The sequence below is a fragment of the Pseudomonas sp. TMW22089 genome, assembly GCF_022496645.1.
GTDB classification, from domain to species: domain Bacteria; phylum Pseudomonadota; class Gammaproteobacteria; order Pseudomonadales; family Pseudomonadaceae; genus Aquipseudomonas; species Aquipseudomonas paraversuta.
Map to the genome: position 1 here is coordinate 1 of NZ_SCFG01000026.1, position 25,952 is coordinate 25,952.

The following is a 25,952-nucleotide window of genomic DNA, read 5'->3' on the forward strand; positions in this document are numbered from 1 at the left end:
CTTTTCGGTCACTTGTTTGACCGCCTGGATTTTGAATTCTTCGGGATATCGCTGGTTGCTCATGGCACCTCCTAATGGGCCTCATTTTAAGGCTTGGAGGTGTCTACGAAACTAGGGGCGATTCACTGTTCCCTCCTGCGTGTGCAATTCTTGTCTCAATGCTTGTTAGATTTTTTAAGTATGTCGATAAAGGCATGAGCGTTGGTGACATTGGGAGAACAAACAGAGAAGCGAAAATCCATTCTTACATGGATAAATTCAAATACCTGATGGCGTTCGTATTTTTGATTGCGACATATCAAACAGCCAAAATGAATTTTTTCGGCGTGGATATTTACAGTTTTGCACCAGAGATTAAGTTTTGGTTTAACGACTCGTACAGCTCTAATGCCTATAATTTGGCTAAAAATGTATTCATGGGTAAAGATTTAGATGCGTATTTCACTGTCCTGTACTCATTTGCAGCAGCGTATTTTGTTGTTGGTGCAGTGGGCTATTACGCTATGAAGGTACATGCTGATTTAATCCACAAGGCTTTTTACTACAAGTCAATTCGCCTAGCACATTAATTCTAGCCACTTAAATCAGTGGCTTTTTTTTGCCTGCGATTTGAGAAAGCCAATCCCGCTGAAGCGGGGGAAGGGGTGTTAGTGAGGTTTGGATTCAGCGAGTTTCTTTATCGTGTCTCGGCAGATAGAAGTGCAGAAAAAATCAAGGTAAAGATTAATCGGTTGTTTGTTTTGAATTGGTTTAACTACTGGTACAGGGTTCGTTTGTGCGTTTTTCATGATTAATAATTTGGTTATACCCGAATTATACCAAATTAAAAATTAAATCAAGTCCTTAGTGGCAATTAATTTCAAATATATTACTTTATTCTTACTTGTTTCTGATTAAGTTATTACCTACGTCTTACGAACGTCTGACGTAAATGGGATGGGTTTAGGCGAGCTGTGTTGAATTTCGGTGGGTAAACACTCGCGATTTCTTCTGGATTTCAAGACAAAGCGCCATTTTTTGGTTCTAATAGCGGGTCAAACGTGCCCATGAAGGATTCAGAGCGACATGAAGGACTCATACGAACTCATCACAGACCTTAATAGAAGCCGCTTACGAGCCTTGCTCGATGAAAAGAAAGTGCTTATGTCTGTTCTGTACAGTGATGCACTGATATACAGCATTGAACACTTCATCAAGCATGGCAATAGCACGGTGCTTAGCCCGATGGTGGATGTGTTCACTAATCGAGACTACAAGCTGTTTGTTGCGGCTTGGATTTGTGAACGCCTAGGCTTCAAAAGCAAGATGGGGGAGAAGGGTGCTGTCTTCACGCGAAGCGGTACTGCACCTAACGAACGTATGAGCTTTAAAGTCAGTCTCGAAGAATTTGCTGGCAACAAATTCAAACTGAAAATCCCTGTCAAGCCAGTGGTTGCAGTCAAAAAGAAAAGCCCTAAACGGGTGGATATGCTGGATACATGGGCACGCTTGCCGGGGAGCTATGGAAGCGGCAAGAGGTGAGAATTTCCACACGGCCAGAATAATAGCAGGCACAAAAAAAGCCCTTCAAGGGCTGCTTTGATTCACGGTTGGTTTAAACGAGAAGGGTACATAACTCTGAGAATTTGCTTTGTGAATTTTCTTTCGTTACTTCTTGCTCGTTGAAAATCCCCAAATCTAATTTGAAAGTGATAGATTCCGCAAGGTCGGACTTGCTGTAATTTGAAGACTTGCCTGTTGCTTCGTTTTTCAAAATGACAAATGTGTCATTTACGTCTTGTACTGAAATATTGTTGAATGGTTTTATGTCGTTTTTGAAATTGCCTAAGTCATTTAAGAATTGATTAGCGATTTTTGAATTTGTATTTATCATTTTTAGCTCCGGTTTTTGGTTATTTAGAAAGGTTTTCTCTTCCTATACACAAATTATACCATTCTGAAAACTGCCAATTTGCAGTTAAGCAATTTATTTCTGACTTATTTCTTTTTTAAGTAAGAAATAATTATGACGTAGGTGGGACGAACGTCAGACGTAACGTTTACCGGGGTTTCGTTGGTCATATGAATGTCAGACGTACATAGGACGTTCAAAATTCAGGCAACAAAAAGCCTCGGTTAAGAGGCTGAGGGTTTGAATCTGTTGCTTTAAGTTCTTGCCAACTCTTTGTCAGCAAGGTTCTTGAAAATTCTGTCTTCGTAATCCAAACGTTCTTCCAAGTCGATGAATATCTTTTTGAGGTCAGGGTTATCCAAAGCCAACAAACGCAAGCGGTTGAGGATTTCAATGTCTGCTCCAAGGGCTGCGAATAGAGATGTTTCGTAGCGGTCAGTGTCGAAAATCCCGGCTACCAGCTCTACTGAGCGCGCTGCATGGCTTGTGTAAGAAAGGGTCTTTCTCACGTTCTTGTTGCCACGCTTAACAGCGTTGAGGTCGATGAGAGCCGCCTCTGACTTGGTTCTTATAACTGCTGGGGCCAGTTCCACAACCACGGCTTCTGGCTGGGTTTCTTGTGTTTGTGTGTTCTCTGCTCTTTTTGCTTCTGCGCGTGCTTTAACTGCTTTTATATCGAATGTCATAATAATTCTCCTGTTTTAGTTTGTGATTGTGATTGTTTCAGAAGCCTTAACAGCTTCTGGTTCTTCGTCGAATGCTGAAAGGATTGCATCGACTACTAGATTGAATTCAGCCTGAGCAAGCTTTGCTGATTCGGTTGTAGCGTTGTAGATGGATTGACCTTTGTTGAACTGATTCGGGTAAACCGAGCGGAAAATCAAAGGTGCATTGAGCGGCATTTGATGCTCGCCAAAGAATTCTCCAAACTTTTTAATGTCCGCTATCATCTGGCTATTACGGTCGATTTCTTTCAGGGCTTTACGCTCTGCATTACGTGCGAGCCTTGCAGCCGTAGTGGATGTATCAGTGAGCGTGAGGTTTGCGCTGACTTCTTTCGCATTTGCCTTGATGCGTGCTGGTTCGAACGCTAGAAGTGAACGTACTTTGGTGTTGAATTTTCCGCCAAGACTTACAGCGTCGTACTTCAAATCTTCGATGATGCTGGATACAGTTACAGCCGTTACAGCGTTTTGGTTATCACCTTTATAAGGAGTGATAACGAGGTTACTGAAACTGATTAAGCGCTTGATTTCTTTGATTGGGTTATTTTTTGAGTCAAGAACCTTAGCTGGTACGTCAACAATGATGTAGTCGAAATTAGCGTATTCACGCTTGATAACGTCGAACTGAGCGTCTAATTCGTGAAGGCTGCGTGCAATCACAACAGGACGGTTCTCAATGGCGAATTCGTCATATTCGATTTGGTCTAGCAATGTCTGAGAAACTGCGCGGCCTTTTGCTTGAAGAGCATTTACCTTCGCTTTGTTTTTAGCGATACGATTTTCTGTTTCTTCTTTGTGCTGCTCGAAAAACATCTGGATTGTCGGTACGCCATCTGTGTCTACGATTAAAACGCGCATTCCTTGGAAAACCAAAGCGTGAGTGAGATTCGCTATGGCTGTGGATTTACAAATGCTTTTGTGGCTAATCCAAGCAAGAATTTTTGCAGCTTGCAACGCTGGTATTAGAGGTTTTGTTTCGAAATTTACTGATTGGTTCATTGTGTTTTCTCTATTAATAATTTGGTTATGTTTAAAGTTATATCATTTATTTTTCTAATTTCTTACGTTAGTGAGAAAAAAGTTTAAAATAAATCAGAAATATTTATTACCTACGTCTTATTTGCGTCCTATTCACGTCTGACGTGCGTAAGAACTGAAACGGATCATGGATTAATTCATCGCTTTAGTAAAAGAATAGATCTGTGATTTTTAGACTGAAGGGATATCAAAACCTAATGATTTTGATTTTTTGGATATCAGAAAAGGCTTTTTACTTTAGTCAATAAAAAAGCACCATCAGGTGCAGTTTTAAGGTTTGAGAGTTTTTCGCTTAGGTTTTACATCAGAATCATTTGAAGATAGTGAATCAGAGCGAATCGCTGGGTAGGCTTGAAGAAGCTTGTTTGAAAGCCCGCGCTCTGCTAATGCTAAATAGTTGTTGTCGTACCCGTTCGAAACGCCATTTGCCTGCGCCTGCTTGTTGGCTTCGTGAACGATTCTGCTGAATTTCTTCATTTCATCGTAGAAAACAGGCGCTTCATTTCTTATAGCAACAGCAATCTGCAAAGCGTTCAGGTGAGCCTGTGCATACTGGTCTTTACCCTTTTCTGTCTTTTCAAAGATTGAGTGTGAGTAGCCTTCTGAGAAATATTCTTTCTGTAAAGCCGGGGCTTTCATTGCGTCGATGACTGAATCAGCGTTGACTGACTTCATGGACTGAATAAAGGAGCGAGGGAAAATGCACGAATCACTATCGTTTGGATTGATTAAAGCGTGCAATGCATTATTGATGTGTTGAATTTCTGATTGTTGATTTTTCATGTGGTTGAAGGTTGTTTTTATAATAATAGCATTTGCTGATTGCGTGCCTTTCTAGCTAGAGCTATTTTGATGGCTCATTGAAATCATTGAGTAAGCCACATGAAACGGATTTTGAGCGGTTTGGTGCTGATTGGCTGTGCTATGGGCGCTATGAGTGCGGGTGCTGATGAACGCTTCAAATTTGAGGCTTATCCGGCCTCTGCCGTGTCTACGAAGACCGTGAGCAAGATTGACTGGAAGTCGAACCCTGACCTTGCAGGCTACTGGAAGTCCAAAGAGGCTGTTGAGCGTGCTGTGGGCCAAAAGGCTAATTTTGCTGGGCACTTCGTCGTCACTTCGTTTGGCTGCGGGACTGGCTGCCAATCTACGGCATTTATCGATGTGAACAACGGCAAGGTCTACAAGGCTCCGATGCAGTTCCCTACCGACAAAACTGAACTGCCGAAAGTCAGTGGCGGGAAGGCTCATCAGGCTTCGAGCAACATGATTTTCATGTCCAGCCTCGACTACAAAGGCACTGACATGGTTCAGAGCGACGGGGTTGTTGTCTTCGATGAGAAGTCGAACAAATTTCAGACCGTAGCGAAATCCAAGCCTTACAAGCTCGAGATGGAATGATTTGAGGTGGTGTGGCTTCTGTGAGGGGCAATGCCTTGTAGAAGCCACTCCGCTGCGCGGGAAGGGTAGTGCGTGAGAGGTGATGAGCCGTCGCTTGTGAAAAAGCGGAATAAGGCTATTTAAGCTTCTCCAATTAAGTGCTCCCTGATAGCGGAATTTCTTCTTCGCTGCACGAACAACCTTACTGATTTGACCCTATCTGCGAAATTGCACCCCACTTGACCACCCGTTTGCATTCGACCTGACCACCGATTTGCATTCAACTTGACCAGTCATTTGCAACGGATTTCACCAACACGCTTCCTGCCTACAGGGGGCAAGTCGCCGCCCTCCAGCCTGTCTGCACTGGCAGAAACCGGCCAGAAGCTGACGTCGGTTAAGCGAGATTTTTGTGCGGCCGCACCACATGGATGCACCATTACCTATAGATATTCTTCTTGAATATGTTGGCAATGCGCAAGCCAACCTCTGAGCTAAAACTCATCTTCAGAAAGCGAGTAGGTCGCTGCGTTCCCATTCGCTACTTTATAGAGGGTGAGTGTGATCACGGCGTATTCAGTACCGCGATACGTGGTCTTTTCAGTTAATTGCATGGATTCCGATCGAGATAATCCACCGGAATTGAGATCTCGATATCGAACGTCATAGCGGCCCGACGTGAGGCTTTTCATCGTGAATTGACTGTGCGCTGGGATGAATACCTGCCGTGCCGGTCTAGCCACGGTCCCTTGTAGCGCCACGAGCTTCAAAAAGACATCCGAACTGTTTCGCCCATTGTCGATTGTGATTTCTGAATGACCGGATGTGTGGGTTTGAGGCTCGCCAGCCAGATAACCTGCGTTTTTCGGCCATGGCCTGCCATTCGGAGTTGTTTTAGGCCTGACATAGGCCGGCCTGGCGACTGCCTTCGTTGAAACTGCGGTAGGGCTATTCTGAGCTGTTTTTCCGTTAGGGACGGTTGGTAATTGTGCAGCTACAGGCTGAGCTGAGTAGGGCATTGGTCCTCGCGGCGGGGTGTAATTAGATGCTGGTGCATTGATCACAGCAACGGCAATCCCTAAGCCTACAGCGACGACTGCACCCAAATGGATGAAGAAGCGCTTATGGATCAGCCCCCAGCTGCTTTTTAGCTGCTTGGCCTCGGTGTGGCCTCCTAGCTCCCGCATAAAAAATTCAAGGTTTCCGGTTAGGCTCTCTATCTCTTTTACTGATGCCCCTCCAGAGCTCGATTCGCTTGGTATTTTTTTGCAGTACTTCATCGCGCTTTTAGCAAGTGACTGCGCCAAGTCGGGCCGACCAGTCGCGTAGAAATAGTAAGCCTGGTAGCCCAGCATCCGGGCATTCTCAAGAGGTGGGTGTGTGCCTCCGAACATGTTCGTCACTAGCGCCTGTAGCGTATAGATCGGCCCCCACGGAAAGCCCCACCAACCCAGCAGCCAGGTGATTGCAGACGCTTTCAACGACTGCTTCTGAGCACAGTCACTACAGTAGACACCAGCTATAGGCTTCCGCAGAGTAACCAAAAGGAAGCTTTTCACGGAGCGGAAAACCACTACCCTAGGCTGGGCTGACACCTTCGCGCAGATCGTACAGATTACAGGGTCCGGGATCGCAGGCGCTGTTGGTTTGGCGCGTGTATTTTCGGGCTCCCCTCTATCGTATTCGGCTCTCAATTCCGCGTTTGAGAGCACTGCGTAAGCCTCATTCAAGAATTGAAATAGCTTAGTGGTGTCTTTCGCGGGGTTACGGTCAGGGTGCAGGTCCATCGCACGCCTGCGATATGCTGCCTTGATCTGTTCATCAGTGGCGGCGGGGCTCACGCCCAGGACTGCATAGAAACCATTAGGGTCGGTTTTGTCGCATTGCATGAAAAGATCCTTGTCATGCCAGCTGGCTAGCAGGTACATGTGGCTAAGATCGAATGGGCGCCCTCAATCGCAAACTAGTGGTTTGAGAACACTGGAGTAACGATCCGAAAAATGCCGATTCGCGGGCATCCCCTATGATAGCCAATTGCTATTTGAGCAGTCCATTTTAAACGCTAGGGGCCATGCCTGTGTCGAGGCGTGTATCGACATAAGGTGCACTCTGGAGCTTCTAGGTGAGTACAGGTTTAGCCACGAGACATATGGACTCCAATGGCGTATTCGCTCGTATTGTTATTGATGTCTAATCCAACCTGGCTGCGGGAAGCACTTTTAGCATTTCGCGGCCCGTGGATTGATCGCTGGCAAGCCAAAACTGGCCGCTGCGAGTGTCCGATCTGGGTCGACTGCTGCCGCTCATGGGTAGGAAGCCTGCCGGTCAAATCCGATGCAAATCAGTGGTCAAGTCGAATGCAAACAGGTGGTCAAGTGAATGCAATTACGCACCTATCCAACCATCGTGTCCGATAGCCCTATGGTGGTTTTTTGGTGTGTAGGAGTGGAGTCCCATAGTCTGATTTTCAGTTGTTACTGTGTTCCATTCCATTCAGTAAATCCCACGCTTGAATCGTGATCAACGGATTGGTCAAATTTTAGGCAATAAAAAACCCAGCGATTAGGCTGGGTTTCTTGATTTGGAAGTTACAAAAACACTTCCAAATTTTACTTCCAAAAACATTTCCTTCAAAACCGCTAAGTGCTTGATTTTAAAGGAAAAAGATGGTGCCCCGAGGGAGACTCGAACTCCCACTTCTTGCGAAAACGGATTTTGAATCCGCCGCGTCTACCAATTCCGCCATCAGGGCTCAATGGCGGCGAAGTATAGAGATGAGGTTTAGGTCGGTCAACAACTTATTGGTCTATTTTTACTAAGTCCGTTAAACTTCCCGGCCCTGCTAGACGAAACCTATCATGCGCGTTGCTGACTTTACTTTCGAGCTCCCTGATTCACTCATCGCACGCCATCCTTTGGCGGAGCGCCGCAACAGTCGCCTGCTGACCCTGGATGGGGAGAGCGGGGCACTGGCACATCGTCAATTCACTGATTTGCTTGAGCATTTACGCCCGGGCGATCTGATGGTGTTTAACAATACCCGGGTAATTCCTGCTCGCTTGTTCGGCCAGAAGGCCTCGGGCGGCAAGCTGGAAATTCTGGTTGAACGGGTGCTCGACAGTCATCGGGTACTGGCGCATGTGCGCTCCAGCAAGTCGCCGAAACCAGGGTCGAAAATCCTGATTGATGGCGGCGGCGAAGCCGAGATGCTGGCGCGCCATGATGCGTTGTTCGAGCTGGGCTTTGCCGAGGAGGTTTTGCCTCTGCTGGACCGCGTCGGGCATATGCCGTTGCCACCTTATATCGACCGTCCGGATGAAGGTTCGGACCGCGAGCGCTATCAGACGGTGTACGCCGAGCGCCTCGGTGCGGTCGCGGCACCGACGGCGGGGCTGCACTTCGATGAGCCGTTGATGCAGGCGATTGCCGCCAAGGGCGTCGAGACTGCGTTCGTGACCCTGCACGTAGGTGCCGGTACGTTCCAGCCGGTGCGGGTCGAGCGTCTTGAAGATCACCATATGCACACTGAATGGCTGGAAGTCGGCCAGGATGTGGTGGATGCCGTGGCGGCGTGCCGTGCACGGGGCGGGCGGGTGATTGCGGTAGGTACGACCAGCGTCCGTTCGCTGGAGAGTGCTGCCCGCGATGGCGTGCTCAAGCCGTTCAGTGGCGATACCGATATCTTTATCTTCCCGGGCCGGCCGTTCCATGTGGTCGATGCCCTGGTTACCAATTTCCATTTGCCTGAATCCACGCTGCTGATGCTGGTTTCGGCGTTCGCCGGTTATCCCGAAACCATGGCGGCCTATAAGGCTGCGGTTGAGCATGGGTACCGCTTCTTTAGTTACGGTGATGCAATGTTCATCACCCGCAATCCTGCGCCGACGGCTCCTGCCCCGGCCCCTGAGGATCAAGCATGAGCAACTGTCGTATGTCTTTCGAGCTGCTTGCCACTGATGGCAAGGCTCGTCGCGGTCGTCTGACCTTTCCCCGCGGTGTGGTCGAGACCCCGGCCTTCATGCCGGTCGGTACCTACGGCACGGTCAAGGGGATGCTGCCGCGCGATATCGTCGATACCGGCGCGCAGATGATTCTGGGCAACACCTTTCACCTGTGGTTGCGTCCTGGCACTGAAGTGATCAAGAAGCACGGCGACCTGCACGATTTCATGAAGTGGCAAGGTCCGATCCTGACCGATTCGGGTGGTTTCCAGGTGTTCAGCCTGGGCGCCATGCGCAAGATCAAGGAAGAGGGCGTGACCTTTGCTTCGCCGGTTGATGGCGCCAAGGTGTTCATGGGGCCGGAAGAGTCGATGCAGGTCCAGCGCGATCTGGGCTCCGACGTGGTGATGATTTTTGACGAGTGCACGCCGTACCCGGCCGATGAAGACGTGGCGCGTGTTTCCATGGAGCTGTCGTTGCGCTGGGCCCAGCGTTCCAAGATTGCCCATGGTGACAACACGGCGGCCTTGTTCGGCATCGTTCAGGGCGGCATGCACCAGAACCTGCGCGAGCGTTCGCTCGAAGGCCTGAACAAGATCGGTTTTGATGGCCTGGCCATCGGCGGTCTGTCGGTGGGCGAGCCCAAGCACGAAATGATCAAGGTGCTGGATTACCTGCCCGGGATGATGCCTGCTGACAAACCTCGTTACCTTATGGGAGTTGGCAAGCCGGAAGATCTGGTTGAGGGTGTGCGCCGCGGTGTGGACATGTTCGATTGCGTGATGCCAACCCGCAATGCCCGCAACGGGCATCTGTTTATTGATACCGGTGTAATCAAGATCCGTAACGCGTTTCATCGCCATGATGATTCGCCGCTGGATCCGACCTGTGACTGCTATACGTGCCAGAACTTCTCCCGCGCTTATCTGCATCATCTGGACAAGTGCGGCGAAATGCTGGGGAGCATGCTCAATACCATCCATAATTTGCGGCACTATCAGGTGCTCATGGCTGGTTTGCGCGAGTCTATTCAACAGGGTACATTGGCCACCTTTGTCGACGCCTTCTATGCCAAGCGCGGGCTGCCTGTGCCGCCCTTGGACTGAGTTTCGGACCTTTAAGAAACAACATTGCAACTGGAGTGCTTAATGAGCTTTTTCATCTCTTCCGCTTTCGCGGACGCTGCTGCACCTGCCGCTGCTGGCCCTATGGGTGGCGGTTTTGAATGGATTTTCCTGGTCGGCTTCCTGGTCATCTTCTATCTGATGATCTGGCGTCCACAGGCCAAGCGCGCCAAAGAGCAGAAAGCCCTGTTGGGTAACCTGCAAAAAGGTGACGAGATCGTAACTACTGGCGGCATCGCCGGCAAAATCGTCAAAGTTTCCGATGCGTTCGTTGTGATTGAAGTGTCGGACACTGTTGAACTGAAAATTCAGAAAGGCTCTGTTGCAGCCACGTTGCCTAAAGGCACGCTGAAAGCGATCTAAAGTTTCAACTTTTAACAATCGACGGGGCGCGCAAGGCGCCCCGCGTTTTAAGCGGGCGGCGTGATTGATGCTGAACAAATACCCTCTGTGGAAATACATTCTGATCCTGGCTGTGCTGGCGATCGGTTTTATTTATTCCGCTCCCAATCTGTACCCTGATGACCCGGCAATTCAGATTTCGGGTGCGAGCACGGCTTTGCAGGTCAGCCAGGCTGATCTGGATCGTGCAAGCAAGGCACTGACCGATGCAGGCATTGAAGTCAAGGCAGCCTCTTTGGCCCAGGGCGGCAAAGGTGGTTTGCTGCGTCTGGTCAAGAAAGACGACCAGCTACCCGCCAAGGATGTGGTGCGCAAGGCTTTGGGTGACGACTATGTCGTAGCGCTCAACCTGGCACAGACCACGCCGCAATGGTTGCGTAGTCTGGGTGCTCACCCGATGAAACTGGGTCTGGACTTGTCTGGTGGTGTGCACTTCCTGCTGGAAGTGGACATGGATAAAGCCGTCGATGCACGTATGAAAGTGTACGAAGGCGATGTCAAAAGTCTGCTGCGTAAAGAGAAGGTGCGTTATCGCAGCCTGCCGCAACTCAATGGCGCCATTCAGTTGGGTTTCACTGATGAAGCGGTCCGTGAGCAAGCGCGTAGCCTTATCCGCAAGAACTTCAATGACTTTGACGTAACCACAGCCGATCTCAATGGTCAGCCGGTTCTGCGTCTGGCGATGACCCCGGCCAAGCTGGCGGAAATCCGTGAGTATTCCATCAAGCAAAACCTGACAACGGTCCGTAACCGGGTCAACGAGTTGGGTGTTGCCGAGCCTCTGGTTCAGCGTCAGGGTGCCAACCGCATCGTGGTTGAACTGCCGGGCGTGCAAGACACCGCCGAAGCCAAGCGTATTCTGGGCAAGACGGCCAACCTTGAGTTCCGTCTGGCAGCAGAGCCGGGCGCTTCCAAAGCCACTTCCGAGACGTTCGAATTCCGCGAAGGCAATCGTCCTGGCGCGCAAATCGAGCGCGGTCTGATCATCACCGGTGACCAGGTGACAGACGCTCAGGCAGGCTTTGACGAGCACGGTCGTCCACAGGTGAACATCAAGCTTGATGGTCACGGTGGCGAGCTGATGAGTCGTTCGACCCGCAGCAACGTGGGCCGCAGCATGGCGGTAATCTTCATCGAGCAGCGCCCGGTGACGACTTACACCAAGCAAGTGGTCGACGGTGTCGAGAAGGACGTGCCGACCCAGACGTTCAAGGAAGACAAGAAGATCATCAGCCTGGCGACCATCCAGTCGCCACTGGGCAGCCAGTTCCGGATTACCGGTCTGAATGGCCAGGGTGAGGCTTCCGAGCTTGCCTTGCTGTTGCGTGCCGGTGGTCTGGCAGCGCCAATGTACTTCGCTGAAGAGCGCACCATTGGTCCGAGCCTGGGTGCTGACAACATCACCAAGGGTATCGATGCATCGCTGTGGGGCATGCTGTTCGTGTCGATCTTCATCATTGCCATCTACCGTTTCTTCGGTGTGATTGCGACGGTGGCGCTGGCGGGCAACATGGTCTTGCTGCTGGCTCTGATGTCGGTGCTGGGTGCAACCCTGACCCTGCCGGGGATTGCCGGTATCGTCTTGACCATGGGTATGGCGGTCGATGCCAACGTGCTGATCTTCTCGCGGATTCGTGAAGAGATCGCCAATGGCATGACGGTGCAGCGAGCGATCAATGAAGGCTTCAGTCGTGCATTTACGGCGATTGTCGACTCCAACCTGACAACTCTGCTGGTTGGCGGGATTCTCTTTGCCATGGGTACCGGGCCGGTCAAAGGCTTTGCGGTGACCATGTCCCTCGGGATCTTTACCTCGATGTTCACGGCCATTATGGTGACCCGCGCAATGGTCAACCTTGTGTACGGCGGTCGGGACTTCAAGAAGTTGTGGATTTAAGGGGCTGCCATGTTACGTACAATCAACTTCATGGGCGTTCGCAACGTTGCGTTCGGCGTCACTGTAGTACTCACCGTGCTGGCTTTGTTCAGCATGTTCCACAAGGGCATGAACTACGGCCTGGACTTCACTGGCGGTACGCTCATCGAGCTGACCTACGAGAAGCCGGCAGATCTGACCAAGGTGCGTACCGAGCTTGCCTCGGCAGGCTTCCATGACGCTGTAGTACAGAGCTTTGGTGCTACCACCGACCTGCTGGTGCGTATGCCTGGCGATGATCCGTTGCTGGGCAACAAGGTTGCAGCGGCGCTGGGGCAGGCCGATACGGCTAACCCTGCGGTCATCAAGCGCGTTGAGTTCGTGGGCCCGCAAGTGGGTGAAGAACTGCGCGACCAGGGCGGCCTCGGCATGCTGATGGCGCTGGGCGGCATCATGCTGTACCTGGCCTTCCGCTTTCAGTGGAAGTTCGCGGTGGGCGCGATCGTGTCTCTGGTTCACGACGTGATCGTGACCATGGGCGTGCTGTCGTTCTTCCAGATTACCTTCGACCTGACGGTGCTGGCGGCGGTGCTGGCCATTATTGGCTACTCGCTCAACGACACCATCGTGGTATTCGACCGGGTGCGGGAGAACTTCCGGGTGCTGCGCAAGGCCAGCCTGATCGATAACATCAACATCTCGACCACGCAAACCCTGTTGCGCACCATGGCGACCTCGATCTCCACCCTGTTGGCGATCGCGGCACTGCTGATCTTCGGTGGCGATAACCTGTGGGGCTTCTCGATCGCGCTGTTCGTGGGCGTATTGGCGGGTACTTACTCGTCGATCTACATCGCCAACGTGGTGCTGATCTGGTTGAACCTGAGTGCCGAGGATTTGATTCCTCCTGTTGTGACCGACAAGGAGATCGATGACCGTCCATAACGGTTAATCATCTTCGAGTTGTTACCTAAAAAGGCGCGAGTATTGAACTCGCGCCTTTTTTTGTGCTCCAAGGCTGGGATTAGCGTGGGATTTTTCCCATCTGTGATGGTTTGGAGGTTCAAGTGAACAAGTCTTTGCTGGTAGGTGCTGTTTTAGGTGCGGTGGCTGTGACCGCCGGGGGCGCTTTTGCCACCTACACCCTGGTTAAAGGCCCTGAGTCTGCGCAGGTATTGGCTGTTCAGCCGGTCACGCAACAGATCAAGACACCGCGTGAGGTGTGCAAGGATGTGACTGTGACGCGTCAGGCGCCGGTCAAGGATCAGCATCAGATCGTCGGTAGCGTACTGGGTGCAGTCGCTGGCGGTTTGCTGGGTAATCAGGTGGGTGGTGGTAACGGCAAGAAGATCGCCACGGTGGCCGGTGCGGTCGGTGGTGGCTATGCCGGTAACAAGGTTCAGGAAGGCATGCAGAACCGCGATACCTATACCACGACGCAAACGCGCTGCAACACGGTCAACGACATCAGCGACAAGGTTGTCGGTTATGACGTGCGTTACTCGCTGGATGGCAAGGAAGGCAAGGTGCGGATGGATCATGAGCCGGGCAATGAAATTGCCGTCGACAAGCAGGGCAAGTTGATCCTGAATTAATGCCACTGCCGGGGCGGGCTGTTCAGCGGGGCATTGCGGATATCGAGTCTGCTGGTATGTAGCTCGCTCCTGCAGGTATCCGGAGTCCGGTCAAAGGTTGGCCAGGTCTTTGTTGGAATGGCAGTCAAAAAAAAGCACCCCGAAGGGTGCTTTTTTTATGCGCGGAGTTCGCTTAGCGTTTCAGCGAGGCCGGCAGGTGTGGCTGGATTGCGGTCAGTACAGCTTTGAAGCACTTGGTGTTGCCGGCAACGATGTGGCCTTTTTCAAGGAAATCGTGGCCGCCGGTGAAGTCGCTGACGAGACCGCCGGCTTCCTGGATCAGCAGGGCGCCTGCTGCCATGTCCCACTCGGACAGGCCCGACTCCCAGAATGCGTCATAACGGCCGGCTGCAACGTAAGCCAGGTCCAGGCTGGCAGCACCGGCGCGGCGGATGCCGGCAGTCTGGCCAACCAGGCTGCGGAACATGCCTAGGTAGTTATCCAGGTTGTCCATCTGGTTGTCGCGGAACGGGAAGCCGGTACCCAGCAGGGCGCCATCAAGGCTGGTGCGACCGCTGACACGCAGGCGGCGACCATTGAGCTGGGCGCCACGGCCACGGCTGGCGGTGAATTCTTCCTGGCGAACCGGGTCGAGAACCACTGCGTGCTCAAGGCGGCCACGGTATTTGCAGGCGATGCTTACGGCGAAGTGTGGAACGCCGCGCAGGAAGTTGGTGGTGCCATCCAGCGGATCGATGATCCACAGGTAGTCTTCACCTTCACCGCTGCCTGGGTGCATGCCGGTTTCTTCACCGCGGATGCCGTGTGTCGGGTAGGCCTTGCGCAAGGCGTCGATGATTTTCTGTTCAGCAGCACGATCGACTTCAGAGACGTAATCCTTGGCGTCTTTTTCGTCGACCTTGATGGTATCCAGGCGCTCGATGGAGCGGAAAATCAATTCACTGGCGCTGCGGGCGGCGCGCAGCGCGATATTCAGCATGGGCTGCATGGACGTTTCACCTAGGTCGTTAAAGAAAGCCGAATATTCTATCAGAAAAGTTCAGTAGATGAAGGTTTGCATTAGCTTTCGTAGCTTATGGCGTTTCGCTTAGGTAAGATTTGCTCCCTTTTGTTGGCCTGTGAGCGCTTCCTTTGCTGCCTAATATTCGTGTCGTTCTGGTCAATACCAGTCATCCCGGGAACATCGGCGGTGCTGCGCGTGCCATGAAAAACATGGGATTGTCGCGGCTGGTTCTGGTGGAGCCCAGGTTGTTTCCGCACCATGAGGCTGATGCCCGGGCGTCGGGGGCGGGTGACATTCTTGAGAATGCACAAGTCGTTGCCACCCTGGAAGATGCCCTGGTGGGTTGTAATCTGGTGCTGGGCACCAGTGCCCGTGATCGTCGTATCCCCTGGCCGCTGCTGGACCCGCGCGAGTGCGGGCAGAAAGTGGTGGAAGAGGCGGGGCAGGGGGCTGAAATCGCCCTGGTGTTCGGTCGTGAAGATTCCGGCCTGACCAATGAAGAGCTGCAGCGTTGCCACTTTCATGTGCATATCCCTTCGGACCCCGAATTCAGCTCTCTGAATCTGGGTGCTGCCGTGCAGGTCTTGAGCTACGAGATCCGCATGTCATGGCTGGCGGCTCAGGGTCAGCCGAGCAAAATCGAAAAAGAGGAAGTGGCTTCCACTAAAAGTGGCGAGCTGGCGACCATGGATGAACTGGAGCGCTTCTATGAGCATCTGGAGCAGACCCTGGTGGCCATCGAGTTCATGGATCCGGAAAAGCCGCGTCACCTCATGGCGCGCTTGCGCCGACTGTACGGGCGCAGCTCGGTCAGTCGTGCAGAAATGAACATTTTGCGTGGCATTCTCACCGAAACCCAAAAAGCAGCTCGTGGCGAGTTGCTCAAGCGCAAGGATTAATGATGTTCGAGCGTCTGCGTGAAGATATCCAGAGTGTGTTTCATCGTGATCCTGCTGCGCGTAATGCTTTTGAGGTGTTGACCTGCTACCCGGGCATGCATGCCATCTGGATTCACCGCTTGTCCGCTTTGCTGTGGGGGGCTGGCTGGAAATGGCTGGCTCGGCTGGTGTCGAACTTCGGGCGCTGGCTGACCGGGATCGAGATTCACCCGGGGGCCAAGGTGGGGCGTCGGTTTTTCATCGACCACGGCATGGGTATCGTCATTGGTGAGACGGCTGAAATCGGCGACGACGTGACCCTTTATCAGGGTGTGACGCTGGGCGGCACGAGCTGGAACAAGGGCAAGCGCCATCCGACTCTGGAAAACGGGGTTGTGGTGGGGGCGGGGGCCAAGGTTCTTGGTCCGTTTACCGTGGGTGCCGGAGCCAAGGTTGGCTCCAATGCCGTGGTGACCAAAGAGGTGCCTGCCGGGGCGACGGTTGTCGGGATCCCGGGGCGCATCATCATCAAGAGCGACGATGAGGCACAAGCCAAGCGCAAGGCCATGGCCGAGAAGATTGGCTTTGATGCTTACGGTGTCGGCGAGGACATGCCGGATCCGGTGGCGCGGGCCATTGGTCAGTTGCTGGATCATCTGCAGGCGGTCGACGGCAAGCTTGATGGCATGTGCGGGGCGCTCAAGGATCTGGGCAGCACTTATTGCGCTCAGGACCTGCCGCAGCTGCGCGAAGAGGACTTCGCCTGCGTCAAGGACAAGGATCAAGGCAAGGCGGTCTAGGTCTTGCTTTGACCCTGGGGGAGCTGGTCTGGTGACGCTGCGCTGAGCAGTTGCCGGCCTCTGGGGCCCCCGGGGTCTTGCGCGTCAGGCCTTGATGCCTCATGTGCCATTACGCCGCATACCCTGCTACAATGCGCGCGCTGTTTTGCGGGTAATCCCGACTAAAGTACTAGGTCTAATACTTGACTTAAATAGTCGGGAATAGCATACTCGCCTCCATTCCGAATTCCGTGGTACCTGTCCATGAGACTGACTACAAAAGGCCGTTACGCCGTTACTGCAATGCTTGATTTGGCGTTGCACGCACAGCACGGGCCGGTGTCCCTGGCTGATATTTCCGAACGCCAGGGCATTTCCCTATCCTACCTTGAGCAACTGTTTGCCAAGTTGCGCCGCAGCAGTCTGGTTTCCAGTGTGCGTGGCCCGGGCGGCGGCTATCAGCTGTCGCGCGACATGCAGGGTATTCAGGTAGCCCAGGTTATCGATGCAGTGAACGAGTCCGTCGATGCCACGCGTTGCCAGGGGCTTGGCGATTGCCATGCCGGCGACACGTGCCTGACCCACCATTTGTGGTGCGACCTGAGCCTGCAGATCCACGATTTTCTCAGCGGTATCAGCTTGGCTGATCTTGTCACTCGCCGTGAGGTACAAGAAGTAGCCCAGCGTCAGGATCAACGCCGCTGTAATGGCAAGGCGCCACACCTGGATAAGATCGAAGCGTCCGCCGTCGAGTGATTGCATAAAAACGACGGTGCGCCAGCCAGCCTGATTTAGGAGATAGTCCATGAAATTGCCAATTTACCTCGATTATTCAGCCACTACCCCGGTTGATCCGCGTGTTGCTCAAAAAATGAGCGACTGCCTGCTGGTTGACGGCAACTTCGGTAACCCGGCGTCGCGCTCCCACGTATTTGGCTGGAAGGCTGAAGAAGCGGTGGAGAATGGCCGTCGTCAGGTCGCCGATCTGGTTAACGCCGACCCGCGTGAAATTGTCTGGACCTCCGGTGCAACCGAGGCCAACAACCTGGCGATCAAGGGTGCCGCGCATTTCTATGCCACCAAAGGCAAGCACCTGATCACCGACAAGATTGAACACAAAGCCGTCCTCGACACCATGCGTCAGCTGGAGCGCGAAGGCTTTGAAGTGACCTATATCGAACCGGGTACCGACGGTCTGGTAACGCCGGCCATGGTTGAAGCGGCCATGCGTGATGACACCATCCTGGTTTCGATCATGCACGTGAACAACGAAATCGGCACCGTCAACGATATCGCCGCCATTGGTGAGCTGACTCGCTCGCGCGGCGTGTTGTTCCATGTCGATGCGGCCCAGTCCACCGGCAAGGTTGAAATCGACCTGGCAAAACTGAAAGTCGACATGATGTCCTTCTCGGCTCACAAGACTTACGGTCCTAAAGGTATCGGCGCACTTTATGTAAGCCGCAAGCCTCGCGTACGTATCGAAGCTGCCATGCACGGTGGCGGTCATGAGCGCGGCATGCGTTCGGGCACCCTGGCTACCCACCAGATCGTGGGCATGGGCGAAGCGTTCCAGATCGCCAAAGAAGAAATGGCCGCCGAGAACATCCGGATCAAAGCCCTGAGCGACCGTTTCTTCAAGCAGGTTGAACACCTTGAAGAGCTGTACGTCAACGGCAGCATGACCGCCCGCGTACCGCACAACCTGAACCTGAGCTTCAACTATGTTGAAGGCGAGTCGCTGATCATGGCGCTCAAGGATCTGGCCGTGTCGTCCGGCTCGGCCTGTACCTCTGCTTCCCTTGAGCCGTCCTACGTGTTGCGCGCCCTGGGCCGTAACGACGAACTGGCACACAGCTCGATCCGCTTCACCTTCGGTCGTTTCACCACTGAAGAAGAAATTGATTACGCCGCGCAGAAGGTTTGCGAGGCTGTTACCAAGCTGCGCGCACTGTCGCCGCTGTGGGACATGTACAAAGACGGCATCGACATTTCGAAAATCGAATGGGCGGCGCACTAACAATTTAAGTCGCCACAGGCAGGCGCTGTAAACGCAGCGAACAGCAGCATTGCAGCGTCTCAAGAGCGACTCTCTGATGAGTGAGGATTAGTACCATGGCTTACAGCGAAAAGGTCATCGACCACTACGAAAACCCGCGCAACGTCGGCAAGATGGACGCGGAAGACCCGGATGTCGGCACCGGCATGGTGGGTGCACCGGCGTGCGGCGACGTGATGCGTTTGCAGATCAAGGTCAACGAGCAGGGCATCATTGAAGATGCCAAGTTCAAGACCTATGGTTGCGGTTCGGCAATCGCTTCCAGCTCCCTGGCAACCGAGTGGATGAAGGGCAAGACTCTGGATGAAGCAGAGACCATCAAAAACACTCAGCTGGCTGAAGAGCTGGCCTTGCCACCGGTAAAAATTCACTGCTCGGTACTCGCAGAAGACGCCATCAAGGCAGCTGTTCGCGATTACAAGCAGAAGAAAGGTTTGATCTGATCCGTTTGCCCGCTGCCAGCAATGGCGCGGGCAGGGTGATGATACTGGCGATTCGTAAGGAGTCCTGATGGCTATCAGCATGACAGAAGCGGCGGCCCGGCATATTCGTCGTTCCCTTGACGGGCGCGGCAAGGGTGAGGGGATTCGTCTGGGTGTTCGCACTACGGGCTGTTCCGGTCTCGCCTATGTGATGGAGTTCGTTGATGAGGTCGGCAGTGAGGACCAGGTGTTTGAGAGTCATGGCGAAAAGGTGATCATCGATCCCAAGAGCCTGACCTATCTCGACGGTACCGAACTCGATTTCACCAAGGAAGGGTTGAACGAAGGCTTCAAGTTCAACAATCCCAACGTGCGCGGTGAATGTGGCTGCGGCGAAAGCTTCAACATCTGAGGCTACTCGTGGGCACTCCTTGTCATTTCGCATTATTTGAACTGCAGCCGAGCTTCACGCTGGATCTCGAGCAGTTGGCCACGCGCTACCGTGAGTTGGCGCGTGGTGTGCATCCGGATCGATTTGCTGATGCTTCCGAGCGTGAGCAACGACTGGCGCTGGAGCAATCCGCCAGCCTCAACGAGGCCTACCAGACGCTCAAAAGCCCACCCAAGCGCGCGCGTTACCTGCTTGCGATGAATGGGCGTGAGATGCCGCTGGAAGTCACGGTGCATGATCCCGAGTTTCTGATGCAGCAGATGCATTGGCGCGAAGAGCTTGAAGACTTGCAGGACAGCGCCGATATGGCAGGTATTGCTGCATTCAAGCGTCGGCTCAAAGCCGCTCAGGATCAGTTGAACGACAGCTTCGCTGCTTGCTGGAATGATGCAGCGCAGCGCGAACAGGCCGAGCGCCTGATGCGCCGCATGCAGTTCCTCGACAAGCTCACTTACGAAGTGCGCCAGTTAGAAGAGCGCCTCGACGATTAACCCAGTGCCGCCACGGTTGCACGCCTGATATACAGATAAGTCCTGATTACGATGGCCCTACTGCAGATCGCCGAACCCGGCCAAAGTCCTCAACCGCACCAGCGACGTCTGGCTGTGGGGATCGACTTGGGCACTACCAATTCGCTGGTCGCTGCTTTGCGCAGCGGTCTTTCCGAGCCGCTGGCCGATGCTGACGGCAAAGTCATCCTGCCGTCTGCGGTGCGTTATCACGCCGATCGCATCGAGGTGGGCGAGTCTGCCCGTCTGGCGGCTTCCAGTGATCCTTTCAATACCGTGCTGTCGGTCAAGCGCTTGATGGGTCGTGGTCTGTCCGACGTCAAGCAATTGGGCGAGCAGCTGCCTTATCGCTTTGTGGGCGGTGAGTCGCACATGCCGTTCATTGACACCGTGCAGGGCCCGAAAAGCCCGGTAGAGGTGTCAGCCGACATTTTGAAAGTGCTGCGCGAGCGTGCTGAAAAAACCTTGGGCGGAGAATTGGTAGGGGCGGTGATCACCGTGCCGGCTTATTTCGATGACGCTCAGCGTCAGGCCACCAAGGATGCGGCGCGACTGGCCGGGCTCAATGTCTTGCGCCTGCTCAACGAGCCGACTGCTGCTGCCGTGGCGTACGGTCTTGACCAGCACGCTGAAGGCGTGGTCGCCATCTATGACCTGGGTGGCGGTACTTTCGATATCTCGATCCTGCGTTTGACCGGCGGTGTGTTTGAAGTCCTGGCCACTGGCGGCGACAGCGCCCTGGGCGGCGACGACTTTGACCATGCGATTGCCAGCTGGATTGTCGAGCAGGCAGGTTTGTCGGCGGATCTCGATCCGGGCACCCAGCGCCAATTGCTGCAAATTGCCTGCGCTGCCAAAGAAGGTCTGACCGATGCTTCGTCCGTATCTGTCGCTTATGGCGACTGGCAGGCCGAGCTGACCCGTGAAGCTTTCGATGCCCTGATCGAGCCGATGATTGCCCGCAGTCTGAAGGCTTGTCGCCGTGCTGTACGTGACTCCAATATTGAGCTTGATGAAGTTCAGGCGGTGGTGATGGTCGGTGGTTCGACCCGCGTGCCGCGTGTGCGCGAAGCGGTTGCCGAAATGTTTGGTCGTCAGCCATTGACCGATATCGACCCCGATCAGGTGGTCGCCATTGGTGCTGCGATTCAGGCCGACACCCTGGCCGGTAACAAGCGTGATGGTGGCGAACTGTTATTGCTGGACGTGATTCCGCTGTCGCTCGGTCTTGAGACCATGGGCGGCCTGATGGAGAAGGTCATTCCGCGCAACACCACAATCCCGGTGGCTCGTGCGCAAGACTTCACCACCTATAAAGACGGCCAGACGGCCATGATGATTCATGTGCTGCAGGGCGAGCGCGAGCTGATCAGTGATTGCCGCTCCCTGGCGCGTTTTGAATTGCGTGGCATTCCGCCCATGGTGGCCGGTGCCGCCAAAATCCGCGTCACCTTCCAGGTCGATGCTGATGGTTTGCTCAATGTGACGGCCCGCGAGCTGGGGTCGGGTGTCGAGGCAACCATTCAGGTCAAGCCGTCCTACGGTCTGACCGATGGTGAAATCGCCAAAATGCTCAAGGATTCGTTCCAGTACGCCAGTGACGACAAGGTCGCACGGGTGTTGCGTGAGCAGCAGGTCGATGCTCAGCGTCTGATCGAGGCGGTACAGGCGGCGCTGGATGTTGATGGCGATCGTTTGCTGGACGCCGAAGAGCGGATGGTCATCGAACTGCAAATGCAGGAACTGGCCCAATTGTTGAAAGGCACCGATGGTTATGCCATCGAGCAGCAGACCAAGCGTCTGTCGCAAGTGACCGATGCCTTCGCTGCCCGGCGCATGGACTTGACGGTTAAAGCCGCCCTGTCGGGACGCAACTTGAATGAAATCGAGGAATAACTGATGCCGCAGATCATTTTTCTGCCACACGCCGAGCATTGCCCGGACGGTATGGTTGTTGAGGCTGAGACCGGCAAAACCATTCTCGAAGTGGCCCACGACAATCACATCGAAATCGAAAGCGCTTGCGGCGGTGTTTGCGCCTGCACCACTTGTCACTGTGTGATTCGTGAAGGCTTCGACTCCCTCAATGAGGCTGACGAGCTGGAAGAAGATTACCTCGATCGGGCCTGGGGTCTGGAAGCGACCTCGCGCCTGAGCTGTCAGGCCCGGGTTGGCACTGAAGACATCACGGTCGAAATTCCGAAATACTCGCTCAACCACGCCGCCGAAGCGCCGCACTGATAAGGAATTGTCATGAGCCTTAAATGGGTTGATGTGCAGGAAATCGCGATACAACTGGCCGAAGCCCACCCGGATGTCGATCCGCTGACGGTGAATTTCGTCAAGCTGCGCAACCTGGTCATGGCGTTGCCTGAGTTCGATGACATCCCTGATCGTGGCGGCGAGAAGGTCCTCGAAGCCATTCAGGGCTTGTGGATCGAAGAAGCTGACTAAACTTGCAACGCGCGTAATTATGAAATACCCAAGAACCCGCGTATAATTCGCGGGTTTAATTTTTCGCTTAAATCACTGTTTCTGGAGTTACACCATGGCTGTTCAACGCACTTTCTCCATCATCAAGCCTGACGCTGTTGCAAAAAACGTTATCGGCGAGATCACCACCCGTTTTGAAAAAGCCGGCCTGAAGGTTGTAGCTTCCAAACTGAAGCAACTGTCCAAAGCTGAAGCTGAAGGCTTCTACGCTGAGCACAGCGCTCGTGGCTTCTTCGGCGACCTGGTTGCTTTCATGATCTCCGGTCCGGTTGTTGTTCAGGTTCTGGAAGGCGAAAACGCCATCGCTCTGAACCGCGAACTGATGGGCGCTACCAACCCTAAAGAAGCAGCTGCCGGCACTATCCGTGCTGATTTCGCTGAATCCATCGACGCTAACGCTGTTCACGGTTCCGACTCTGAAGCAGCTGCTGCTCGCGAAATCTCCTACTTTTTCGCAGCTACTGAAGTAACCACTCGCTAAGTATTGGCTCGTGAGTGAGGGTGAAGACATGATTGCAACGACTGGCAAAACAAACCTGCTGGGCCTGACTCAGCCCCAAATGGAGAAATTCTTCGACTCAATCGGGGAGAAGCGTTTCCGTGCCGGTCAGGTCATGAAGTGGATTCACCACTTTGGCGTCGATGATTTCGACGCCATGACTAACGTCAGCAAGGCCTTGCGCGACAAGCTCAAGGCCATTGCTGAGGTTCGTGGACCTGAAGTCGTCAGCGAGGACATCTCCACCGATGGCACCCGTAAATGGGTGGTTCGTGTCGAGTCCGGCAGCTGCGTCGAAACCGTTTACATTCCCCAGGGCAAACGTGGCACTTTGTGCGTTTCGTCCCAGGCAGGCTGTGCCCTGGATTGCAGTTTCTGCTCCACCGGCAAGCAAGGTTTCAATAGCAACCTCACCGCCGCCGAAGTAATCGGTCAGGTGTGGATTGCCAACAAATCCTTTGGCAGCGTCCCGGCAACCGCCGACCGTGCCATCACCAACGTGGTGATGATGGGCATGGGTGAGCCGCTGCTGAACTTTGACAACGTGATTGCCGCCATGCATCTGATGATGGATGACCTGGGCTACGGCATCTCCAAGCGCCGGGTGACACTGTCTACCTCGGGCGTGGTGCCGATGATCGATGAGCTGGCCAAGCACATCGACGTTTCCCTGGCGTTGTCGCTGCATGCACCCAACGATGCATTGCGCAGCCAGTTGGTGCCGATCAACAAAAAGTACCCGCTCAAAATGCTGCTTGAGTCCTGCCGTCGCTATATGTCGACCCTGGGCGAGAAGCGTGTCTTGACCGTTGAGTACACCATGCTCAAAGACATCAACGACCACGTCGAACATGCCGTGGAAATGATCGAGTTGCTCAAGGACACCCCTTGCAAGATCAACCTGATCCCGTTTAACCCGTTCCCGCATTCGGGCTATGAGCGTCCAAGCAATAACGCCATTCGCCGTTTCCAGGATCTGCTGCATCAAGCCGGTTATAACGTGACAGTGCGTACCACTCGCGGTGAAGACATCGACGCTGCTTGCGGCCAGTTGGTCGGTCAGGTCAATGACCGTACCCGTCGTAGCGAGCGCTGGGTTGCCGGGCACGAGCAGAGCGGCGAAGGCGATGTAACGCAAAATGCTTCGCCGGCTCCCTGAGAGAGGACATCCATGATCCTGCGCGCCGCGCTTTCTTTTGGCTTGCTCAGCTTTTTGGCTGGCTGTGTGTCATCGGGCGGCTCAAACCCGATGACCACTGACAAGGGGCGTAACGCGGCGCGCGAGGCATATGTTCAACTGGGTCTGGGTTATCTTCAGCAGGGGATGACCGAGCAGGCCAGGATCCCCTTGAGTAAAGCCCTGGAGCTCGACAAGACTGATCCGGACACCAATGCTGCCCTGGCATTGGTGTTTCAGTCCGAGCAGGAGTTCGAACTGGCCGGGCAGGCCTTTCGCACAGCACTGCGTGCGCGGCCGGACGATGCCCGGATCCTGAATAACTATGGCAGCCTGCTTTTCGGGCAGCAGCGTTATCAGGAGGCCCATGATCAATTCCACAAAGCCCTGGCCGACAACCTTTATCCCGAGCGTTCGCGCATCTACGAGAACCTGGGGGTCGCTTCACTCAGGCTGGGGCAACGGGATGCAGGTCGCCAGCAGCTCGAAAAAGCCTTGCGCCTGAATCGTCAACAACCCCGTGCACTGCTCGAAATGGCTGAGTTGTCTTACGAAGACAGGCATTATGTGCCCGCACGTGACTATTACGATCGTTTTAGCCTGCTTAGCGGGCAAAATGCACGTAGTCTATTGCTCGGTGCGCGACTGGCGAGTGTTTTCGACGAGCGCACCCCAACTGCCAATTATGGCCAGCAACTAAAACGACTCTATCCCGGCACGCCGGAATATCAGCAATACCTGTCGGAGCAATGATGAAAGCGGCGCAACCCGAAGTTCTAGCAGCGACTCGTGTCAATCCCGGTGAGACTCTGCGTCAGGCCCGTGAAAACAATGGATGGACGTTGGCTGAAGTCGCCTTGAAACTCAATCTCACGGCCAGTTCCCTGAGCAACCTTGAGACCGGGGCGTTCGACAAGCTGCCAGGCCATACTTTTGCGCGCGGTTACATCCGTGCCTATGCCAAATTGCTTGGTATGGATCAGACCAGCCTGGTCCATGAGTTTGATTTGTACACAGGGACTGATGCCAATGGCAGCAACGTGCACAGTCTTGGCCGGATTGAAGAGCCTGTGCGGGTTTCCCACACCATTTTGCGTATTGTCAGCCTGCTGTTGCTGATCGCCGTGATAGGTGGCGGTTTCATCTGGTGGCAGGATCAGACGTCCATGCGCGCCAAGGACCTGATCGGTCTGGCTCCGGAACACGTCGAAGTTGAAGGTGCTGACGGCACGACCCGGATCCACCCGCTCGACGAGCCGGAAGACCAGGCAGTGGCAGAAGCCAAGGTCGAAGGCGAGACGCCTCTGGCGACGGATCCTGCTGCGCAGCAGGCCGGGACAGATGCGCCGGCATTGCCGGTTGCGCCTGTAACGCCTGCCGCTACGCCAGCCCCTGTTGCCCCGACCCCGGTTGTGCCGGCACCTGTTGCAGCCCCTGATGCGGCGGCGCCCGCGGCACCGGTTGCAGGCACTGGCAAGGTCAATCTGCAATACACCGCCGATTGCTGGACTCAAGTCACCGATGGCACCGGCAAAGTGCTGTTCGGTGGTCTGAAGCGCAAGGGCGAGAATCTTGAAGTGAGCGGCAAGCCTCCACTGACCCTGCGTCTGGGCTATGCCCGTGGCGCACAGGTGACCTACAACGGTCAGGCTGTGGATGTGGCTCCTTTCACCAGTGGCGAGACTGCTCGCCTGAAGTTAGGTCAATAAG

At 54.0% G+C, this 25,952-nt stretch carries 29 protein-coding genes and 1 tRNA gene; 23 read left to right on the forward strand and 7 right to left on the reverse strand.

The features are described 5' to 3' along the window. The first annotated feature begins 74 nt into the window (after window positions 1–74). Together EQV90_RS18695 and EQV90_RS18700 are read left to right on the forward strand one after the other, a co-directional pair. Window positions 75–569, forward strand: coding sequence for a hypothetical protein (locus EQV90_RS18695; RefSeq protein WP_240878537.1), 495 nt, complete (start codon window positions 75–77; stop codon window positions 567–569). Between the two features lie 496 nt (window positions 570–1,065). Continuing rightward, a complete protein-coding gene (locus EQV90_RS18700; protein ID WP_153377153.1) occupies window positions 1,066–1,521 on the forward strand; it encodes a hypothetical protein in 456 nt (151 codons plus the stop codon). 73 nt (window positions 1,522–1,594) lie between these two features. On the opposite strand, the gene EQV90_RS18705 is transcribed toward EQV90_RS18700, so the two are convergent. The 4 genes from EQV90_RS18705 to EQV90_RS18720 form a co-directional block, all read right to left on the reverse strand. Continuing rightward, a complete protein-coding gene (locus tag EQV90_RS18705; protein WP_240878538.1) occupies window positions 1,595–1,873 on the reverse strand; it encodes a hypothetical protein in 279 nt (92 codons plus the stop codon). A gap of 272 nt (window positions 1,874–2,145) precedes the next feature. Next, window positions 2,146–2,577 (reverse strand): hypothetical protein, encoded by a 432-nt coding sequence (locus EQV90_RS18710; protein ID WP_240878539.1) that lies wholly within the window; start codon window positions 2,575–2,577, stop codon window positions 2,146–2,148. Between the two features lie 15 nt (window positions 2,578–2,592). Beyond that, window positions 2,593–3,615: a cellulose synthase operon protein YhjQ/BcsQ gene (locus EQV90_RS18715; RefSeq protein WP_240878540.1), complete on the reverse strand. Its 1,023-nt coding sequence runs from the start codon at window positions 3,613–3,615 to the stop codon at window positions 2,593–2,595. 309 nt (window positions 3,616–3,924) lie between these two features. Continuing rightward, window positions 3,925–4,437, reverse strand: a complete 513-nt coding sequence (locus EQV90_RS18720; protein ID WP_131652541.1) for a hypothetical protein — start codon at window positions 4,435–4,437, stop codon at window positions 3,925–3,927. A gap of 99 nt (window positions 4,438–4,536) precedes the next feature. Between EQV90_RS18720 and EQV90_RS18725 the strand changes: the two genes are divergently transcribed. Beyond that, complete coding sequence (locus tag EQV90_RS18725) at window positions 4,537–5,055, forward strand: hypothetical protein (RefSeq protein ID WP_095030189.1); 519 nt, start codon at window positions 4,537–4,539, stop codon at window positions 5,053–5,055. Window positions 5,056–5,528: 473 nt separating this feature from the next. On the opposite strand, the gene EQV90_RS18730 is transcribed toward EQV90_RS18725, so the two are convergent. After that, window positions 5,529–6,923 (reverse strand): J domain-containing protein, encoded by a 1,395-nt coding sequence (locus tag EQV90_RS18730; protein WP_240878541.1) that lies wholly within the window; start codon window positions 6,921–6,923, stop codon window positions 5,529–5,531. Between the two features lie 778 nt (window positions 6,924–7,701). After that, window positions 7,702–7,786 (reverse strand) — tRNA-Leu (locus EQV90_RS18735). A gap of 106 nt (window positions 7,787–7,892) precedes the next feature. Between EQV90_RS18735 and queA the strand changes: the two genes are divergently transcribed. The 6 genes from queA to EQV90_RS18765 all read left to right on the forward strand — a co-directional run bounded on the left by queA (window position 7,893) and on the right by EQV90_RS18765 (window position 13,972). Continuing rightward, window positions 7,893–8,954, forward strand: a complete 1,062-nt coding sequence (queA, locus tag EQV90_RS18740) for a tRNA preQ1(34) S-adenosylmethionine ribosyltransferase-isomerase QueA (protein WP_003443400.1) — start codon at window positions 7,893–7,895, stop codon at window positions 8,952–8,954. Window positions 8,955–8,965: 11 nt separating this feature from the next. After that, complete coding sequence (gene tgt, locus EQV90_RS18745; RefSeq protein ID WP_003443399.1) at window positions 8,966–10,081, forward strand: tRNA guanosine(34) transglycosylase Tgt; 1,116 nt, start codon at window positions 8,966–8,968, stop codon at window positions 10,079–10,081. A 42-nt stretch (window positions 10,082–10,123) separates the two neighbouring features. Beyond that, complete coding sequence (yajC, locus tag EQV90_RS18750) at window positions 10,124–10,462, forward strand: preprotein translocase subunit YajC (protein ID WP_003443398.1); 339 nt, start codon at window positions 10,124–10,126, stop codon at window positions 10,460–10,462. Window positions 10,463–10,529: 67 nt separating this feature from the next. Continuing rightward, window positions 10,530–12,398 (forward strand): protein translocase subunit SecD, encoded by a 1,869-nt coding sequence (gene secD / locus EQV90_RS18755; RefSeq protein WP_003443396.1) that lies wholly within the window; start codon window positions 10,530–10,532, stop codon window positions 12,396–12,398. A 9-nt stretch (window positions 12,399–12,407) separates the two neighbouring features. Next, window positions 12,408–13,322 carry a protein translocase subunit SecF gene (gene secF / locus EQV90_RS18760; RefSeq protein WP_003443393.1) on the forward strand — a complete coding sequence of 305 codons (915 nt, stop codon included), beginning with the start codon at window positions 12,408–12,410 and terminating at the stop codon, window positions 13,320–13,322. Window positions 13,323–13,444: 122 nt separating this feature from the next. Beyond that, window positions 13,445–13,972 (forward strand): glycine zipper 2TM domain-containing protein, encoded by a 528-nt coding sequence (locus tag EQV90_RS18765; protein WP_003443390.1) that lies wholly within the window; start codon window positions 13,445–13,447, stop codon window positions 13,970–13,972. A gap of 172 nt (window positions 13,973–14,144) precedes the next feature. Here the strand turns inward: EQV90_RS18765 and suhB are convergent, their stop codons facing one another. Then, window positions 14,145–14,960, reverse strand: coding sequence for an inositol-phosphate phosphatase (gene suhB / locus EQV90_RS18770; RefSeq protein WP_003443386.1), 816 nt, complete (start codon window positions 14,958–14,960; stop codon window positions 14,145–14,147). 143 nt (window positions 14,961–15,103) lie between these two features. Here suhB and trmJ point away from each other — a divergent pair, with 143 nt between their 5' ends. The 14 genes from trmJ (at window position 15,104) to EQV90_RS18840 (ending at window position 25,951) form a co-directional block, all read left to right on the forward strand. Continuing rightward, window positions 15,104–15,874, forward strand: coding sequence for a tRNA (cytosine(32)/uridine(32)-2'-O)-methyltransferase TrmJ (gene trmJ / locus EQV90_RS18775; RefSeq protein ID WP_003443383.1), 771 nt, complete (start codon window positions 15,104–15,106; stop codon window positions 15,872–15,874). Window positions 15,875–15,876: 2 nt separating this feature from the next. After that, window positions 15,877–16,653, forward strand: a complete 777-nt coding sequence (cysE, locus tag EQV90_RS18780) for a serine O-acetyltransferase (protein ID WP_003443380.1) — start codon at window positions 15,877–15,879, stop codon at window positions 16,651–16,653. Window positions 16,654–16,896: 243 nt separating this feature from the next. Beyond that, complete coding sequence (gene iscR / locus EQV90_RS18785; protein WP_003443378.1) at window positions 16,897–17,388, forward strand: Fe-S cluster assembly transcriptional regulator IscR; 492 nt, start codon at window positions 16,897–16,899, stop codon at window positions 17,386–17,388. Between the two features lie 49 nt (window positions 17,389–17,437). Continuing rightward, window positions 17,438–18,652 carry an IscS subfamily cysteine desulfurase gene (locus tag EQV90_RS18790; protein ID WP_003443375.1) on the forward strand — a complete coding sequence of 405 codons (1,215 nt, stop codon included), beginning with the start codon at window positions 17,438–17,440 and terminating at the stop codon, window positions 18,650–18,652. A gap of 95 nt (window positions 18,653–18,747) precedes the next feature. Next, window positions 18,748–19,134 (forward strand): Fe-S cluster assembly scaffold IscU, encoded by a 387-nt coding sequence (iscU, locus tag EQV90_RS18795; protein ID WP_003443374.1) that lies wholly within the window; start codon window positions 18,748–18,750, stop codon window positions 19,132–19,134. 67 nt (window positions 19,135–19,201) lie between these two features. Further along, complete coding sequence (gene iscA, locus EQV90_RS18800; protein WP_003443371.1) at window positions 19,202–19,525, forward strand: iron-sulfur cluster assembly protein IscA; 324 nt, start codon at window positions 19,202–19,204, stop codon at window positions 19,523–19,525. Between the two features lie 8 nt (window positions 19,526–19,533). Next, window positions 19,534–20,055: a co-chaperone HscB gene (gene hscB, locus EQV90_RS18805; RefSeq protein ID WP_003443369.1), complete on the forward strand. Its 522-nt coding sequence runs from the start codon at window positions 19,534–19,536 to the stop codon at window positions 20,053–20,055. 51 nt (window positions 20,056–20,106) lie between these two features. Next, window positions 20,107–21,969 carry a Fe-S protein assembly chaperone HscA gene (hscA, locus tag EQV90_RS18810; RefSeq protein WP_003443367.1) on the forward strand — a complete coding sequence of 621 codons (1,863 nt, stop codon included), beginning with the start codon at window positions 20,107–20,109 and terminating at the stop codon, window positions 21,967–21,969. A 3-nt stretch (window positions 21,970–21,972) separates the two neighbouring features. After that, entirely contained in the window at window positions 21,973–22,314 is a 342-nt protein-coding gene (gene fdx, locus EQV90_RS18815) for an ISC system 2Fe-2S type ferredoxin (protein WP_003443365.1), read from the forward strand. A 12-nt stretch (window positions 22,315–22,326) separates the two neighbouring features. Beyond that, window positions 22,327–22,527, forward strand: a complete 201-nt coding sequence (iscX, locus tag EQV90_RS18820) for a Fe-S cluster assembly protein IscX (protein ID WP_003443363.1) — start codon at window positions 22,327–22,329, stop codon at window positions 22,525–22,527. A 94-nt stretch (window positions 22,528–22,621) separates the two neighbouring features. Continuing rightward, the gene (ndk, locus tag EQV90_RS18825; RefSeq protein ID WP_003443361.1) at window positions 22,622–23,047 is read left to right on the forward strand and encodes a nucleoside-diphosphate kinase; all 426 of its coding nucleotides are present in this window, start codon (window positions 22,622–22,624) and stop codon (window positions 23,045–23,047) included. A gap of 28 nt (window positions 23,048–23,075) precedes the next feature. Next, window positions 23,076–24,224 carry a 23S rRNA (adenine(2503)-C(2))-methyltransferase RlmN gene (gene rlmN, locus EQV90_RS18830; protein ID WP_003443359.1) on the forward strand — a complete coding sequence of 383 codons (1,149 nt, stop codon included), beginning with the start codon at window positions 23,076–23,078 and terminating at the stop codon, window positions 24,222–24,224. Between the two features lie 12 nt (window positions 24,225–24,236). After that, window positions 24,237–24,995: a type IV pilus biogenesis/stability protein PilW gene (pilW, locus tag EQV90_RS18835; protein ID WP_010655613.1), complete on the forward strand. Its 759-nt coding sequence runs from the start codon at window positions 24,237–24,239 to the stop codon at window positions 24,993–24,995. Continuing rightward, window positions 24,995–25,951, forward strand: coding sequence for a RodZ family helix-turn-helix domain-containing protein (locus tag EQV90_RS18840; protein ID WP_240878542.1), 957 nt, complete (start codon window positions 24,995–24,997; stop codon window positions 25,949–25,951). Before pilW ends, EQV90_RS18840 begins: the two co-directional genes overlap by 1 nt. Window position 25,952: the final 1 nt, after the last annotated feature.

Coding starts and splice junctions, on each gene's coding strand:
- pilW (WP_010655613.1), top strand. CDS start 24,237: ATGATCCTGCGCGCCGCGCTTTCTTTTGGCTTGCTCAGCTTTTTGGCT.
- suhB (WP_003443386.1), bottom strand. CDS start 14,960: ATGCAGCCCATGCTGAATATCGCGCTGCGCGCCGCCCGCAGCGCCAGT.
- EQV90_RS18725 (WP_095030189.1), top strand. CDS start 4,537: ATGAAACGGATTTTGAGCGGTTTGGTGCTGATTGGCTGTGCTATGGGC.
- EQV90_RS18715 (WP_240878540.1), bottom strand. CDS start 3,615: ATGAACCAATCAGTAAATTTCGAAACAAAACCTCTAATACCAGCGTTG.
- tgt (WP_003443399.1), top strand. CDS start 8,966: ATGTCTTTCGAGCTGCTTGCCACTGATGGCAAGGCTCGTCGCGGTCGT.
- fdx (WP_003443365.1), top strand. CDS start 21,973: ATGCCGCAGATCATTTTTCTGCCACACGCCGAGCATTGCCCGGACGGT.
- yajC (WP_003443398.1), top strand. CDS start 10,124: ATGAGCTTTTTCATCTCTTCCGCTTTCGCGGACGCTGCTGCACCTGCC.
- EQV90_RS18840 (WP_240878542.1), top strand. CDS start 24,995: ATGAAAGCGGCGCAACCCGAAGTTCTAGCAGCGACTCGTGTCAATCCC.
- secD (WP_003443396.1), top strand. CDS start 10,530: ATGCTGAACAAATACCCTCTGTGGAAATACATTCTGATCCTGGCTGTG.
- hscA (WP_003443367.1), top strand. CDS start 20,107: ATGGCCCTACTGCAGATCGCCGAACCCGGCCAAAGTCCTCAACCGCAC.
- EQV90_RS18695 (WP_240878537.1), top strand. CDS start 75: ATGGGCCTCATTTTAAGGCTTGGAGGTGTCTACGAAACTAGGGGCGAT.
- EQV90_RS18790 (WP_003443375.1), top strand. CDS start 17,438: ATGAAATTGCCAATTTACCTCGATTATTCAGCCACTACCCCGGTTGAT.
- iscA (WP_003443371.1), top strand. CDS start 19,202: ATGGCTATCAGCATGACAGAAGCGGCGGCCCGGCATATTCGTCGTTCC.
- rlmN (WP_003443359.1), top strand. CDS start 23,076: ATGATTGCAACGACTGGCAAAACAAACCTGCTGGGCCTGACTCAGCCC.
- iscR (WP_003443378.1), top strand. CDS start 16,897: ATGAGACTGACTACAAAAGGCCGTTACGCCGTTACTGCAATGCTTGAT.
- EQV90_RS18705 (WP_240878538.1), bottom strand. CDS start 1,873: ATGATAAATACAAATTCAAAAATCGCTAATCAATTCTTAAATGACTTA.
- EQV90_RS18730 (WP_240878541.1), bottom strand. CDS start 6,923: ATGCAATGCGACAAAACCGACCCTAATGGTTTCTATGCAGTCCTGGGC.
- queA (WP_003443400.1), top strand. CDS start 7,893: ATGCGCGTTGCTGACTTTACTTTCGAGCTCCCTGATTCACTCATCGCA.
- iscX (WP_003443363.1), top strand. CDS start 22,327: ATGAGCCTTAAATGGGTTGATGTGCAGGAAATCGCGATACAACTGGCC.
- cysE (WP_003443380.1), top strand. CDS start 15,877: ATGTTCGAGCGTCTGCGTGAAGATATCCAGAGTGTGTTTCATCGTGAT.
- EQV90_RS18710 (WP_240878539.1), bottom strand. CDS start 2,577: ATGACATTCGATATAAAAGCAGTTAAAGCACGCGCAGAAGCAAAAAGA.
- EQV90_RS18720 (WP_131652541.1), bottom strand. CDS start 4,437: ATGAAAAATCAACAATCAGAAATTCAACACATCAATAATGCATTGCAC.
- EQV90_RS18700 (WP_153377153.1), top strand. CDS start 1,066: ATGAAGGACTCATACGAACTCATCACAGACCTTAATAGAAGCCGCTTA.
- ndk (WP_003443361.1), top strand. CDS start 22,622: ATGGCTGTTCAACGCACTTTCTCCATCATCAAGCCTGACGCTGTTGCA.
- secF (WP_003443393.1), top strand. CDS start 12,408: ATGTTACGTACAATCAACTTCATGGGCGTTCGCAACGTTGCGTTCGGC.
- iscU (WP_003443374.1), top strand. CDS start 18,748: ATGGCTTACAGCGAAAAGGTCATCGACCACTACGAAAACCCGCGCAAC.